This window comes from Streptomyces sp. NPDC034049, assembly GCF_055575575.1.
Genome location: NZ_JBVISJ010000002.1, coordinates 937,897 through 952,471, shown reverse-complemented (window position 1 = coordinate 952,471; position 14,575 = coordinate 937,897). Strand labels below are relative to the sequence as shown.

The window sequence follows — 14,575 nt, the reverse complement described above, 5'->3', positions numbered from 1 at the left end:
CCCCCTTCCCGCTACTTCCCCGCGGCCGGATCGCCCTCCCCCAGCGCGACCCACCAGTGCCCGTCGTCCCTGACCAGCAGCAAATCCTGCCGCTGGTCGGTCCTGTCATAGGTGAGCCGGACGGGGTTGAAGTAGTCGACGCTGCCCTCCAGCACGGTGACGTCGACGTGCCCGCGGGCCCCCTCGCCGAACTCCCGCACCTGCTCGTAGGCGGCGCCCCGGGTCCCCTCGTACGCGGGTCCCGCCAGCTCCATCAGCCCTTCCACGTCACCGGCCTCGAGCCGCTGGACGTAGACCCGCACGAGGGTGTCGACGTCCTCGGCGGTCTCCCGCACATCGGGATACCGGGACTTCTCGGCCCGGACGCTCACATCGACCGAAGGGGAGTCGGCGAGCGCGTACGGCGCACGGAACCAGCCCCACCACACGGCGCCCACGGCTCCCAGCACCAGAGCCAACCCGCCGCACCACAGCACGGCACCACGCTTCCCCATCGCCCCCACCTCGACCCCACGGCCCGGCCCCTCATCGGCCGGCGCACCCCTCAAGACCCGCCACAGCCGCATCCGGTTGCACTCACCGACGAGAAAACCCAGCTCAAGGGCCCGCTGCCCCGGCTCACCCCCCCGCCGGGGCAGGCTCTACACCGCCTGCACCCTCCTGGCCGTCGCGCCGGGAGGCTGGTCCCTCGTCGCAATTGTTTTGGCGTGACGCCGCCCGGGCGATGCGTGTCGAAAAGGCCATCGAGGAAAAGGCCGGACGGAACCGTAGGGAGAGGGTCCGCAGGAGTTCCATATTCCGTGCGTGAATTTCCTGTCTCGGCTTCTTCTCCTCCCCCCTCCGTCGCTGGCGGAACTCGGGCCTCGGCAAGGAATGGCGAGCAAGCCGAAATTCCGCCAAGAGATGCCACCGGCACTTTCAGGTCTTTGCTCGTGAGGGCGTGAACGAAATCGTTTCCGCATATCTACGATTTCGAACCATGACCGACACCACTCGGCTGTCTCCACACCCTGATCGACACGGGCCGTCTCGGCCCCACCCCCCACCCGCGCAGGAAGATCCTCGTCATCGGCGGCGGCATCACCGGCCTCGTCGCCGCCCGACTGCTCAAGGACGCCGGCCACTTCTACGGCCCATCACCTCCCGAGAATCGCAAGGGAAAGGAACCGGAAATGTCTGATCTCAACGTCCTGATCGCGTTCGACGCGGCCACGATCGTCGAACGGAACCCCAACGCGTCGAGGAATCCCGACGCCCCGACGTACGCCGACGAGAGCCTCATCTACATGACGACGCGTCACGACCACATCATCGGTACGTCGGGGGCCGAACTGAATCTTCGCGCGGAGCCCGGGGACACCGTCCGGTGGCGGGAGACGACGCTGTCGCTCGGCAGCGACTACAAGGCGTTGCTCTACAAATACGTGAGCAGCGACCCCGGCCACCAGCTCATCCGCACACCGGAGATCGAGGTGATCGACGGCGTCTATCCGCTGCCGAAGGAGGGCTCCGAGGGCAGGCCGGAATTCGTGACACAGGCCTACCAGGACCATTACTGGCGGACGACCGTCAAAAGGGCCGGCAAGGTCGTCTACCACTTCTCGTTCCAGATCCTGGACCGCCACCGCCAGCTGAAGGGCTACTTCCAGTGGGACCCCTTCATCACCATCGAGAACCCCTGAGGGTCGTCGACCGGCGGGGCGTCAGGACGTCGGCTCGTCCGGCCGGGGCTGTGGCTACGGCTCCAGCAGGACGTCGGTCACGCTCACGCCCGCGGAGGCGCCGAAGGTCTCGGTCGTCACCCCGAGACCGGTGGCGGTGACCTGGAGGGCGATGTGGTCGCCGCCCACGCGCAGGTCGAGCCGCACCCGGGGCGCTCCCAGGTGGTCCGGGACGCGGTGGATCCGTGCCGCCGGGTAGTTCAGGCTCGTCAGCTTCGTCAGGAGCGCCGCGTGGTCGGCGACGGCCGTGCCGGAGAAGGCCCTGCTCACCCGCCGTGCGTGCCGGTCGGCGACACACTGTTCGACGGGGTGGAGCCGCACCGGATCGTAGGGGTCCACCGGCACCGGGTCGATGGGGTCGTCGCCGGGAGGCGTCGCCGCCCCGTCGTCGTCGCTGACGTCCGGCTCACAGCCCTGCCAGATGATGTCGTTCATCTCGAAGAACCGTGCCTCCGCGGCGTCGTCGCTCACCGAGGTGACGGCGCTCGCGGAGGCCGGAGCGGCGGCCAGGGCGCTCGGCGCGCCGAAACCGGTCAGAAGGGCGCCGCCGAGGACGGCCACCAGCAGGGGCTTACGAAGAAGGTGTGGTCTCATGCCTGAACCATGCCGGGCACCGGCGGGTGCCCACATGAGTACCGGTACTCAATCCACCAGGTCGGCCGCCGTGAGCAGTCGGGTCAGGTCCGTTCGGGAACGGACGTGCAGCTTGCGGTAGATGCGGGTGAGATGGGCCTCGACCGTCTTCCGGGAGACGAACAACGACGCGGCGGCCTCCGTGTTGTTGAGGCCCCGGGCGATCGCCCGCGAGACCTGGAACTCCTGGGGGGTCAGCTGGTTCAGGGCGCCGCCCATGCCGCCCGCGCCGCCGGCGGCGGACCGGGTGCCGCTCAAAGCGCCGCCAGCGGCGGCCAGTTCGCCCGCCGCGCGCCGGGCCCAGGGGACCGCGCCCAGCCGTTCGAAGCAGGCCAGGGCGGAGGCCAGCGGGGCCCGCGCGGCCCCCGGGCGGCGGTGGCGACGCAGCACCTCCGCCTCGCACAGCAGGGTCCGCGCCCAGTCGAAGGGGCCCGTCGTCCGCTGGTGGGCGGTGAGCGCCGCGCCGAAGTACGCCTCCGCCTCCTCCGGCGTCCCCGCGAGCAGCCCCCGGACCCGGGCGGCCGCCGCCTCCGCCGACGCCAGGCCCGTCTCCCGGGCCCGTTCCTCCAGCCAGGACACCACCTCGGCGGCCCGCGTCGCGTTCCCCGCCCGTACGTGCGCCTCCGCCAGATCCGCCGCGAAGGGGACCACCTCGGGGTTCCCGATGCCCTGCTCGACCGCCAGTGACAACGTTTGCTCCAGCTGGTCGACGGCCGCTTCGTGGTCGCCGTGGGCCAGCGCCGACAGCCCGAGCACCGCCGTCAGGTGGAACTCCTGGCAGCCGATGCCGTACGCCCCGCACTCCCGCCTGGCCCGCGCCACATGCTCCTCGCACTCGACCCGTTCGCCGCGCAGGGCTTCGAGCCGGGCGAGGCAGTACAGCGTGTAGCTCACGCACGTCAGCTGACCCAGTTCCTCCGCCCAGCGCAGCGACTCCGTCAAGTCGCCCCGGGCGGAGGCCCATTGGCCGATACGGGTCTCCAGCTCCCCCCGTACGGCGAGGGTGAAGCCCAGCACGCCCACCGCGCTGTGCCGCCGGGCCGACTCCACGGCCGTGTTGAGCAGCCGGCGGCCCCGGTCGAACTCCTCGGCGCGGCTCCACGCCTGTCCGGCGATCGCGTACACCTGCTGGTCACGGACGGGGTCCCCGCCGCCGTGCCGGTCGGCGGCCTCCAGCATCGCGCGGCCCCGCGCCGTACGACCGGACATGATCAGGGCCCCGCCCAGCATCGACAGGCTGTACCAGCGTTCGGGGCCGGACTCGGAGGCGAGGGCGAGGGACTCCTCGGCGACACGGACCGCCGCCGGGACATGGCCGTCCAGCCGCGCGGCGGCCGTCGCCTCCGCCAGCAGCAGACACGCCCGGGTGCGGTCGGAGTCGCGGACGGCGTCGGCGGCGTTCATGAGCAGGCCGTACGCCTGGGCCGTCTCGCCCTTCCAGGTGTGCATACGGCCCAACAGGCCCTGGATGGCGGCGCGCACGGCCGGGTCGGGGGTGATCCGCAGGGCCTCCTCGCACCACTGCGGGCCCGCGGGTGAGCCACTGAGCAGGGCGTCGGAGGCGGCGTGGTGGAGGCGGTCGGCGCGGGGCGCGGGGTCGGGGGTGAGCTCGGCGGCGCGCCGCCAGGCCAGGGCCGACTCGCCGAAGGCACTGCGGCGGCGGGCCTCCCGCGCGGCATCCGCGAGCGCCGCCGCGGCCTCCTCGTCGGGGCCGGGCGTCGCGGACGCCCGGTACCAGGCGTGCAGCGAGCCGGTGCTCACCTCGGCCAGCGCCTGGAAGGCGGCGTACCGGTGCGCGAGGGGGGCGCGGCCCAGCACCAGTGCACGCAGCACCGGGTGGTGGAAGTCCAGCCCGTCCGCCGTGGCCGTGATCAGGCCGTCCTGCTCGGCGGGGGAGAGGGCGTCGAGCGAGAGCCCGGCCGCCTCCAGCGCCTTGCGCAGCGGGCCCGCCGCCGTCGAACGGCCGGCGGCCAGGACGACCAGGGCCCGCCGGGCGGCGTCCGGCAGACCGTCGATCCGGTCCGCCCAGGCGCGCTCCAGATGGCTGCCCAGGGACGGCGGTTCGAGCAACGGCCGCTCGCCGCGCGCCTGTTCGTCGGTCAGCGCGGCCGCGATCTCGCGCAGGGCGAGCGGATTGCCGCCGCTGACGCGTACGAGGTCGGCGAGCACGCTGGGGGCCACGCGGCCCTCCAGCAGCGCGGCGCACTCCTCCGGCGTCAGCCCGCCCATCTGCACGGTGGGGATGCTGCGACGCGGCCCCGACTCGCCGTGGTCCTCCCGGGAGCCGAGTGCGAGGGCGACGCGTTCACTGGAGAGCCGGCGGGCGACGAAGAGAAGGACGCGCTGGGAGGAGGGGTCCACCCAGTGCAGGTCGTCGACGAGGACGACCACCGGGCGCTCGTCGCCGAGCGCCGCGAGCACGTTGAGGGCGCCCATACAGGCGGCGTAGGGATTGCCCTGCGGGTCCGCCGGGTCGCCGCTCAGGGCCAGACAGGACTCCAGGGCCGAGCGCTGGGCGCCGGGGAGTTCCCTGAAAAGGGGTGAATGGGGCATCAGTAGGTCGCCGAGGGTGGCGAAGGGGAGCACGGTCTCGGTCTCGATGCCCCGGGCGCGCAGGACCGTGGCCGGCCGCGCGCCGGAGCCTCCGGCCGTCGCGCGCTCCGCCGCGTAGTCCAGCAGGGCGGTCTTCCCGATACCGGGTTCGCCCCACAGCAGCAGTGCCGCCCCACCCGCCCCGCCCGCCACGAGCAGGTCGTCCATCAGCCGGCGTTCCCGCTCCCGACCGACGAGTCCCCGTAACAATGCGCCACCCCCTGGTGCCCGCCTGCGCCCGGCCCCGCCCGTCCATCATCCCCCAGGGGGAGTTGTCGGGGGAGATGTAGGGACTTCCCGGAAGCGCGGGCGGCCGCCCCGGGCCTTCAATGGTTCTCGGAACACAGCACCACAGGGGAATCGCACGGGGGGATCGCAAGGACACGGGGGATCGCAAGGAACGGAAGGAACCAAGGGGAACAGGGAAATGAACCAGGTCGCGGAACTAGGGGGACGGCCCATGCCGGCATCCGTGGGACGCGGGGATCTCACCTCGGGGTCCGACCGGCTCGACTCGGTCGAGATCAAGGTGACGTTCTCGGGTGCGGGCGCGGCCGCCGCGACTTGGGCGCTGGCGCCGGACACCGGGGGAGCCCGGCGCCGCGTCTACTTCTGTGAGGCCCTCGCCCGCTCCACGGCGCCAGGTCACCTGCCGCTTCTGGATGCGGGGCTGATCCTGCGCCTTCGGGTGGGGAGCGGGCGGGGCGGGGCCGCGACCGCGGAATTGCGGCCCTGTCGCCGGTCCCGGCTCTCGGAACGCTGGCTGCGCTTCCGTGAGCAGGGACCGGATTCCTTCCACCTGACGGGCGCCTGGTCGGGCGACCGCCGGGTGCTCTCCGCCGCGCTCGTCTCCGACTGCGGGCGTACGGCCGTGGAGGCCGCCGCCACCGGCACCGAGCCGCTGGACCACGTCTTCTCCGACCACCAGCGCGCCTTCCTCGCCGACTGCGCCGACATCGACGTCGGCCTCGGCGCGCTCGACGTCCTCGGCCCCGTGGACACGGTCCGCCGGTGCGGGGTGCGCCTCGACCATCACGAAGTGACCGTGGAGCACTGCACGGTGGGCGCCGACCGGTCCCTTGAGTGGCTGGAGGTCTCGGAGCGGGTCGCCCCCGAGGGGGCGGAGGTCGTCCAGGCCTCCCTGACCGCGCTCCTGCGGGGGAAAGGGCTCGAACCGGATCTGGGGCGGGGCGTCCGGCTGCGCCGGGTACTCGAGTCGCTGGCCGCGGCAGGGGCCGAGCGCGGGCCGGGAGAGTGACCGGGGGAGAGGGGGCGGGGGAGTGACCTGGGGGGAGGGGGCCGGGTCGGCATTCCCTGAATGCGGCGGAAAAGGCAGGAGCCCCTGCGCCGAAAGGCTAGGGGCTCCTTGGGTACTGCTCTCAGACGTCGTCAGAGGGGCATCCCTCGGATCGAACGGTTCAGACGGGGGTGACGTTCTCCGCCTGCGGACCCTTCGGGCCCTGCGTCACGTCGAAGGAGACCTGCTGGTTCTCCTCCAGCGAACGGAAGCCGCTCGCGTTGATGGCGGAGTAGTGGACGAAAACGTCCGGGCCGCCACCTTCCTGGGCGATGAAGCCAAAGCCCTTTTCGGCGTTGAACCACTTCACGGTTCCGGTAGCCATAAGCCCTCCTTGGGCCCAAAGGGTTGCCCTGCTCCAGAACCCTGCAAGTGTGAAAACAAGATGCCGCACAACTGCATACGTCTGAAAACGACGAGAGCCCGCGGTCACATGCTCCGCAGGCTCTGTACTGCAAGGGAAACCAAACTGCAACTTGCGGCGAGCCTAGCACGCGGGCAGGGGAATGCAATAGAGGCCTGGATCACGTCACCCGGATGTTTGAACCGCTCGGGTCTCGGTTTGACTGACCGCCTCTACTTCCCCATCTGTCCCACCGGCGACACGCCGTCGAGAGTGTTGACACGGGGTGTACATCCGGTTTCGGGAGCACCTCCGGCCCCCGGAGCCCGCACCGTACCCCATGAGGGCTAGCCTCGCGATGTGGACAATCCTCGCAACCGGCCGCGCGTCGGCCACATCCAGTTCCTGAACTGCCTGCCCCTGTACTGGGGGCTCGCGAGAACGGGCACGCTCCTCGACTTCGAGCTCACCAAGGACACCCCCGAGAAGCTCAGCGAGCAGCTGGTGCGCGGGGACCTCGACATCGGGCCCATCACCCTCGTCGAGTTCCTGCGCAACGCGGACGACCTGGTCGCCTTCCCCGACATCGCCGTCGGCTGCGACGGCCCGGTGATGTCGTGCGTGATCGTCTCCCAGGTGCCACTCGAACGCCTGGACGGCGCACGCGTCGCCCTGGGTTCCACCTCGCGCACCTCCGTACGCCTCGCGCAGCTGCTGCTGGCGGAGAGCGTCGGCGTCCAGCCGGCGTACTACACCTGCCCGCCCGACCTCTCGCTGATGATGCAGGAGGCGGAGGCGGCCGTGCTCATCGGTGACGCGGCGCTGCGCGCGAACCTGCTCGACGGGCCGAACTTCGGCCTGGAGGTGCACGACCTGGGCGCCATGTGGAAGGCGTGGACGGGGCTGCCGTTCGTCTTCGCGGTGTGGGCGGCGCGGCGGGAGTACCTGGAGCGGGAGCCCGAGGTCACCCGCAAGGTGCACGAGGCGTTCCTCGCCTCCCGCGACCTGTCGCTGACCGAGGTGGACAAGGTCGCCGAGCAGGCCGCCCGCTGGGAGGCCTTCGACGAGCGGGTCCTGGAGCGGTACTTCACGACGCTCGACTTCCGCTTCGGCGGGCCCCAGCTGGCGGCGGTCGCCGAGTTCGCGCGGCGGGTCGGCCCGACCACCGGATTTCCGGCGGACGTGAAGGTCGACCTGCTTTCCTGATCCCTTTCCCGCGAAATCCCGGTGAACTTCGTGGAATTCCGGTTGACGAATTCGACGTTCTGTGGGATTGACTGCGGGAGGGATCGCCGACGCCCGCATTTCCCTTCGCGCGTGCGGCACTACGCTTCAGGGACGGGGGAGGTGTCGTCCATGCAACCGCTCGATGTCGGCGAACCCACGGCCGTGGGGCCCTACCGGCTGCTCGGCCGGCTCGGGTCGGGCGGCATGGGCCGCGTCTACCTGGGCCGCAGCGCGGGCGGCCGTACGGTCGCCGTCAAGGTGGTGCACCCGCACTTCGCCCTCGACGAGGAGTTCCGCGCCCGCTTCCGGAGGGAGGTCGACGCCGCCCGTCGCGTGGGCGGCTCCTGGACCGCGCCCGTCCTGGACGCCGACCCGGAGGCCTCGGTCCCCTGGGTGGCGACGGGGTACGCGGCCGGTCCCTCCCTGGCGGCGGCGGTGGCGGACGGCGGCCCCCTGCCTCCCCACTCCGTGCGGGTCCTCGGCGCGGGCCTGGCGGAAGCGCTGTCGGCGGTGCACGCGCTGGACCTGGTCCACCGGGACGTGAAGCCGTCGAACGTCCTGCTCACGGTCGACGGCCCCCTCCTCATCGACTTCGGCATCGCCCGCGCCACGGACGGCACCGCGTCCCTGACCTCGACGGGCGTCTCGATCGGCTCCCCCGGCTACATGTCCCCCGAGCAGATCCTCGGCAAGGGCATCACCGGCGCGGCGGACGTCTTCTCCTTGGGCGCCGTCCTCGCGTACGCCGCGACCGGCCGGTCCCCGTTCCCCGGGGACTCCTCCGCCGCCCTCCTCTACAAGGTCGTCCACGAGGAGCCCCGGCTCGACGGTCTGGAGGGCGAGCTGCGCGCCCTGGTGGAGCGGTGCCTGTCCAAGGAGCCGGGCGCCCGCCCGGCCCCCGACGAGATCGCCCACGCCCTGGCCCCGCAGGGCACGGCCCGTCTGGTGGCGGCGGGCTGGCTGCCGGGCCCCCTGGTGGAACAGGTCGGCCGCAGCGCGGTGCAACTGCTGAACCTGGAGGCGGCGGAGCAGGTCCCGTCCGGCCCGGTGGGGTTCAGCAGTCCCTCGGTGGGTGTCGAGCCGCCCGTCCCCGCGGCCCCCTCCGGCGAGGTGAGGGCCGAAGTCCCGGCCGCGAGCGGGGTGTTCGGGCCGCCACCGGTGATGTCGCCGCACACACCGCCGCCGCACTCACCGCCGCCGGAGACACCGCCTCCGGTGACACATGTGCCGGGGCAGCGGGCCGACGCGTCGGCGGACACCGCCCCACCGCCGGGCAAGCTGTCGCTGAGCGTGGCGGCGGCGTCCACGTCCACGGAGAACGGCCGGGGTCGACGGGTGAGTTGCTCGGTGGCCCTGGCGGTCGCGGGCGCGTTCGCGATGGTCGGCCTGGGGGTCGTGTTCGGGCTGGGCATGCTGAACGGCGACGACAAGGGCGGCGAGGCGGCGGGCGAGGCCCCGTCGGCGAGCAGCGCCCCGACCGACGGCGGCCAGGACTCGGGACCGCACGACGGGGCGGGCGACCTGCCCGCGAAGTACCTCGGCACCTGGGAGGGCGACGGCTACGCCCTCGGCGGCAACCTCCCCGCCGGCACCTTCACCGTCACCCTCGAACAGGGGGCCGTGGGCGACCGGTTGGGCACGTTCCGCTCGGTGGACCTGCTGGGCGGGGCCTGCGACGACACGTTCGTCCTCAAAAAGGTCGCCGAGGACCACATCCTCGTCACCAGCATCGCCGACACGAAGAACAACCCCAAGACCTGCACCAGCAACACCCACGAGGTCACGCTGACCCCCGTCGGCGACGAACTCGAGTACACCTCGAACAACGCGGACGCGGGCGACCCGACGGCCCGCCTGGCAAAGGTGAAGTAAGGGGCCGGTTGGTCGGGTGCGGGTGGGTGGGGCTTCTCGCGCAGTTCCCCGCGCCCCTGAAAAGCAGGGGCTGCGCCCCGTGCTTTTGGGCCCGAAATGGCCGGAGGCCTTTCAGGGGCGTGGGGAACTGCGCGACCAGCCCCCACCGGGCGGACGCCGGGGGTCGAAGGGGCGCAGCCCCTTCAGGATGGGACGGGTAGGGGCGGCGGGGGCGAGAGAACGCACCCCCTCCTCATAGGCTGCCCCCGTGGCTCTAGACCCCGTGCTGATCGCACCGACCGTGGCCGCCGCACTCTGGGGCGCAGCCACCGGCACACTCCTCCCCCGCCCCGCCTACCGCTTCACGGTCGACGAGGACCATCCCTGGCACCACACATGCCCCGCCGGCCACCCCCTCACCGGCCCGGCGAACGGCTGGCTGGGCCCCGCCCGCTGCACCGCACGCTCCCCCGAGGCCGCCTGCTCCTACGGCCCCAGCACCCCCGCCGTCGCCGCTGCCACCACCCTGATCTGCGTCACCCTCGCCCTGGCCACCGGCACCCGCCCCGAACTCGCCGTATGGCTGCTCCTCGCCCCCCTCGGCGTGCTCCTCACCCTCGTGGACCTCGGCGCCCAACGCCTCCCGGACCCCCTGACCTTCTCCTTCGCGGGCCTGGCCCTCGTGCTCCTGGGCGCGGTCGCGTTCGTGCCCGAGCACGCCGGCCAGTGGCGCACGGCGCTGTACGGCGCCCTGGCCCTCGGCGGCCTGTACTTCCTCTTCTTCCTCGTCCGACCCATGGCCCTCGGCTTCGGCGACGTGAAACTCGCCCTCGGCCTCGGCGCCGTCCTCGGCTGGTACGGCTGGGGCGCGCTGTACCTCGGCACCTTCGCCGGCGCCCTCATCGGCAGCGTGTACACCGGGGTGGCGCTGGCCAGGGGCCGAGCCGTACGCCGGCAACTGGTGGCCCTGGGCCCGTTCATGATCGCGGGAGCGTACGTCGGCCTCCTGCTGGAGGCGTACGCGGCCTGACACCGGACGCCGCCCGACGAAGTTATCCACAGGCGGACGGCCTGGCGTCGGCCGGTCCGGGCCCCTGGCGTAGGCTGGCCCGGTCCGTTCAACCCTTACGAAAGGGACGCTCCCGGTGACCGAGAAGGCCGATCTCCAGTCCGTTCTCGACCGTGCCGCCGAGGGCGGGAGGATCACGCCGGAGGAGGCGCTCGACCTCTACCGCGACGCCCCGCTGCACGCCCTCGGCGCCGCCGCCGACGCCGTACGCAGGCGCCGGTACGCGGGCACGGAGCACATCGCGACGTACATCATCGAGCGGAACATCAACTACACGAACGTGTGCGTCACGGCGTGCAAGTTCTGCGCTTTCTACGCCCCGCCGACGGCCAAGGACAAGGGCTGGACGCGCGATCTCGACGACATCCTGCGCCGCTGCGCGGAGACCGTCGAGCTGGGCGGTACGCAGATCATGTTCCAGGGCGGGCACCACCCGGACTACGGCGTGGAGTACTACGAGACGCACTTCGCCGCGATCAAGAAGGCCTTCCCGCAGCTGGTCATCCACTCCCTCGGCGCGTCCGAGGTGGAGCACATGGCCCGGATCTCCAAGGTGAGCGTCGAGGAGGCCATCCAGCGTATCCACGCCGCCGGACTCGACTCCTTCGCCGGAGCCGGCGCCGAGCTGCTCCCGGCCCGTCCCCGCAAGGCCATCGCGCCGCTCAAGGAGTCCGGCGAGCGCTGGCTGGAGATCATGGAGACCGCGCACAACCTGGGCGTGGAGTCCACGTCCACGATGCTCATGGGCACCGGCGAGACCAACGCCGAGCGCATCGAACACCTGCGGATGATCCGCGACGTACAGGACCGGACGGGCGGCTTCCGGGCCTTCATCCCGTACCTCTACCAGCCGATGAACAACCACCTGAAGGGCCGCACCCAGGCCACGATCTTCGAGTACCTGCGGATGATCGCGATCTCCCGGCTCTTCATGGACAACATCGCCCACATCCAGGGCTCCTGGCTCACCACCGGCCAGGACGCGGGCCAGCTCACCCTGCACTACGGCGCGGACGACCTCGGCTCGATCATGCTGGAGGAGAACGTCGTCTCGGCGGCCGGCGCCAAGCACCGCTCCAACCTCCAGGAAATGATCGACATGATCCGTACGGCGGGACGGGTCCCGGCCCAGCGAGCCACGACGTACGAACACCTGGTGGTCCACGACGACCCGGCGAACGACCCCGTCGACAAGCGCGTCATGTCCCACATCTCGTCCACGGCCATCGAGGGCGGCACGGCCCACCCCGAACTGAAGCTGCTGAACGCCAACTAGGGCCCCCGTGCTGACCATTCACGCGGCCGACGAGGTACGGCGCACCTGGGACGACCCGGAGCCGATCAAGGACGGCGCCGTCGTGGTGGACGGCACCCGGGTCAGGGCCGTGGGGTCGCTGACCGAGGCCGAGGAGCGCTTCCCGGGTGCCCGCGTGCGGAGATGGCCCGGCGTCCTCGGGCCCGGTCGGGTGCACGAGGACCCCCTCCCGGACGCCCCGACACCCCGCGAACGCGTCCACGCCGTACTGAAGTCGGGCGCGGTCGCGGTCCTGGAGCAGCACGCGAACACGCCGGAACTCCGCGCGGCCGCCGAGCGCAACCACGTGGCGGTACTGCCATCGCCGATCCCCCCGACGATCGTCGAGCTGGGCCGGGCAGACCTGGCGGTCTTCGACGAGGCCGGGGACATCTGTCTGGCCACGGTGTGCGCCGGGCGCCTGATCCACCGCCGGCGATAAAGGGGCGCGGGGCTGTATCGATACGCGGCTCCGCCGCGCGGGCGCGATCAACCACGAACGACCGGCACTCCGCATACGGCAGAAGCATCCGAGCTCATCCCGAAAACGCCTTCCCGAACGCCCCGTCCTCCTGCTCCACCCCACTACAGTCGACCAGCTCGTCACTCGCCCCGTCCCCGCACTCCCGATCCCGGAACGTCGCCCACATCGACACCCACGCCACCCCCTTCTCCTCCGCGAACTCCCGCACCTGCGCCGCGTCCTCCAGGGTGAACGTCTCGTTGTCGACGTCGTTGACCCCCAGCATCGAGGTCATCGCCAGCGCCCCCCACGCCGTCGACCCGCTCGTGCCGAAGACGTCCATCAGCTGCCCGTGCGTCGCCTCGGCCGCCCGCTCCGCGTAGTCGCCCATGTCACCGCCGTACGAACTGGCGTAGTTCATGGTCATGATGTTGACCGTGGTGACGAGGACGGCGTGGTCGTTGGCCGAGTCGAGCAGGGCCACACCGTCGTCGTCGAGGCCGGAGGGCATGACGGGGAGGGTGAAGGAGACGGAGAGGTCGGGGCGGTCCTTCTGGAGGAGCGCGATCGCCTCGGAGCGCAGGCCGACGGAGTCGGAGTCCTTGAGCGCGTCGCCCTCGACGTCGAAGTCCGCCTCGGTCGAGCCGGCCGCGTCGAGCGCCGCGCCGTACGCCTCGGCGAGCTCGTCCGCGCTGTCGCAGGCCTCGGCCAGCTCCGTCCCCGAGGCGCCGCCGAACGAGACCCGCACCGACGCCCCCGTGCCGGTGAGCGCCGAGACGCGGGACCTCACCGCGGTGTCGTCGATCGCCTCCGTGCCGTTCCACGTGGGCGTGCACGCGTCACCGTCGGCGATCACGAACGCCAGATGGTACGCGGCGGCCGACCCGGCGTCGTCGAGGCCGGAGGGTTCGGTGGCGTTCACGTACGGCGCGTAGGTCGTGGACGTCGTGACCGGGGGCGCGGACGCCGGCGCGGTCGGGGGAGCGGGGGACGCCGTGGGCGTCGCGGCGGCCCCCGGCGGGGACCCGTCGGTGTCCGTGGTGCAGCCCGCGCAGGCCAGGGCCACCAGACACAGCAGGCCGACGGCCGGTTTCAGGGGATTCCTCACGGTGCTCATGAGGGCAATGAAGCACAGGCGCCTGCGCCGCATGGGTGCTTCTCGATGAAGAGCGAGGCCGCTGCCGTGACGCGCTACGGGCCGGGCGCCGCACCCGCGTCCGGCCCGTACTGCCACAATGGGCCCGTGACCCGCGCATCCCTGGACAAGCAGCCGCACGAAGTCGCCTCGATGTTCGACCGAGTGGCGAAACGGTACGACCTGACCAACGACGTGCTGTCTCTCGGACAGGACCGGCGCTGGCGCAAGGAGGTCGCGCGCGCCGTCGACGCCCGCCCCGCGCAGAAGATCCTCGACCTCGCCGCCGGTACGGGCACCTCCTCGCTGCCCTTCGCGCAGACCGGCGCGTACGTCGTGCCGTGCGACTTCTCCCTCGGCATGCTCCAGGTCGGCAAGGAGCGCCTGTCGTGGCTGCCGTTCACCGCGGGCGACGCCACGAGGCTGCCGTTCAAGGACGACACCTTCGACGCGGTGACCATCTCCTTCGGCCTGCGCAACGTGCAGGACACCGACACCGCGCTGCGTGAGCTGTACCGGGTGACCAAGCCCGGCGGCCGCGTCGTGATCTGCGAGTTCTCCCACCCGACCTGGACGCCTTTCCGGACCGTCTACACCGAGTACCTGATGCGCGCGCTGCCGCCGGTGGCGCGCGCGGTGTCGTCCAACCCCGACGCGTACGTCTATCTCGCCGAGTCCATCCGCGCCTGGCCCGACCAGGCGGGCCTCGCCGAGCGCCTCCGGAAGGCCGAGTGGGAGAAGGTCGCCTGGCGGAACCTCTCGGGCGGGATCGTCGCGTTGCACCGGGGCTTCAAGGCCTCCGCGTAAGCACCGGCGACGGCCGAAGTCCGGCCGCCGGGAACGGAGTTCACCCGCACGAGGGATGTTCGCCGGGGAATCCTGTTGACGGGAACCGGTCAACAGAAACTACCGTCCGTTGATACACCGGCACACACCGGTGACATCTGACG

At 71.8% G+C, this 14,575-nt stretch carries 13 protein-coding genes; 8 read left to right on the top strand and 5 right to left on the bottom strand.

Annotated features, from left to right (window positions below; translation table 11 throughout):
- Positions 1–11 precede the first annotated feature (11 nt).
- Positions 12–494, bottom strand: coding sequence for a hypothetical protein (locus ACZ52C_RS09110; protein WP_469074071.1), 483 nt, complete (start codon positions 492–494; stop codon positions 12–14).
- 678 nt (positions 495–1,172) lie between these two features.
- Here ACZ52C_RS09110 and ACZ52C_RS09105 point away from each other — a divergent pair.
- Entirely contained in the window at positions 1,173–1,682 is a 510-nt protein-coding gene (locus ACZ52C_RS09105) for an inclusion body family protein (protein ID WP_469074070.1), read from the top strand.
- A 54-nt stretch (positions 1,683–1,736) separates the two neighbouring features.
- Here ACZ52C_RS09105 and ACZ52C_RS09100 read toward each other — a convergent pair whose 3' ends face one another.
- Both ACZ52C_RS09100 and ACZ52C_RS09095 read right to left on the bottom strand, forming a co-directional pair.
- Positions 1,737–2,315, bottom strand: a complete 579-nt coding sequence (locus tag ACZ52C_RS09100; RefSeq protein WP_469074069.1) for a hypothetical protein — start codon at positions 2,313–2,315, stop codon at positions 1,737–1,739.
- Between the two features lie 48 nt (positions 2,316–2,363).
- Positions 2,364–5,114 carry a LuxR C-terminal-related transcriptional regulator gene (locus ACZ52C_RS09095; protein WP_469074068.1) on the bottom strand — a complete coding sequence of 917 codons (2,751 nt, stop codon included), beginning with the start codon at positions 5,112–5,114 and terminating at the stop codon, positions 2,364–2,366.
- 292 nt (positions 5,115–5,406) lie between these two features.
- On the opposite strand from ACZ52C_RS09095, the gene ACZ52C_RS09090 reads away from it, so the two are divergent.
- Positions 5,407–6,204, top strand: coding sequence for a hypothetical protein (locus ACZ52C_RS09090; RefSeq protein ID WP_469074067.1), 798 nt, complete (start codon positions 5,407–5,409; stop codon positions 6,202–6,204).
- Between the two features lie 160 nt (positions 6,205–6,364).
- Here the strand turns inward: ACZ52C_RS09090 and ACZ52C_RS09085 are convergent, their stop codons facing one another.
- Positions 6,365–6,568 carry a cold-shock protein gene (locus ACZ52C_RS09085; protein ID WP_003992177.1) on the bottom strand — a complete coding sequence of 68 codons (204 nt, stop codon included), beginning with the start codon at positions 6,566–6,568 and terminating at the stop codon, positions 6,365–6,367.
- A gap of 378 nt (positions 6,569–6,946) precedes the next feature.
- Here ACZ52C_RS09085 and ACZ52C_RS09080 point away from each other — a divergent pair, with 378 nt between their 5' ends.
- The 5 genes from ACZ52C_RS09080 to ACZ52C_RS09060 all read left to right on the top strand — a co-directional run bounded on the left by ACZ52C_RS09080 (position 6,947) and on the right by ACZ52C_RS09060 (position 12,469).
- On the top strand, positions 6,947–7,792 hold the full coding sequence (locus tag ACZ52C_RS09080) for a menaquinone biosynthetic enzyme MqnA/MqnD family protein (RefSeq protein ID WP_469074066.1): 846 nt from the start codon (positions 6,947–6,949) through the stop codon (positions 7,790–7,792).
- A gap of 150 nt (positions 7,793–7,942) precedes the next feature.
- Positions 7,943–9,685, top strand: coding sequence for a serine/threonine-protein kinase (locus ACZ52C_RS09075; protein WP_469074065.1), 1,743 nt, complete (start codon positions 7,943–7,945; stop codon positions 9,683–9,685).
- Between the two features lie 247 nt (positions 9,686–9,932).
- Positions 9,933–10,694, top strand: coding sequence for a prepilin peptidase (locus tag ACZ52C_RS09070; protein ID WP_469074064.1), 762 nt, complete (start codon positions 9,933–9,935; stop codon positions 10,692–10,694).
- A 115-nt stretch (positions 10,695–10,809) separates the two neighbouring features.
- Positions 10,810–12,009: a cyclic dehypoxanthinyl futalosine synthase gene (gene mqnC / locus ACZ52C_RS09065; protein ID WP_469074063.1), complete on the top strand. Its 1,200-nt coding sequence runs from the start codon at positions 10,810–10,812 to the stop codon at positions 12,007–12,009.
- 7 nt (positions 12,010–12,016) lie between these two features.
- Positions 12,017–12,469, top strand: a complete 453-nt coding sequence (locus tag ACZ52C_RS09060) for an imidazolonepropionase-like domain-containing protein (RefSeq protein ID WP_469074062.1) — start codon at positions 12,017–12,019, stop codon at positions 12,467–12,469.
- Positions 12,470–12,563: 94 nt separating this feature from the next.
- Here the strand turns inward: ACZ52C_RS09060 and ACZ52C_RS09055 are convergent, their stop codons facing one another.
- Positions 12,564–13,607: a chitinase gene (locus ACZ52C_RS09055; RefSeq protein ID WP_469074061.1), complete on the bottom strand. Its 1,044-nt coding sequence runs from the start codon at positions 13,605–13,607 to the stop codon at positions 12,564–12,566.
- Positions 13,608–13,733: 126 nt separating this feature from the next.
- Between ACZ52C_RS09055 and ACZ52C_RS09050 the strand changes: the two genes are divergently transcribed.
- Complete coding sequence (locus ACZ52C_RS09050) at positions 13,734–14,432, top strand: demethylmenaquinone methyltransferase (RefSeq protein ID WP_469074060.1); 699 nt, start codon at positions 13,734–13,736, stop codon at positions 14,430–14,432.
- Positions 14,433–14,575 lie beyond the last annotated feature (143 nt).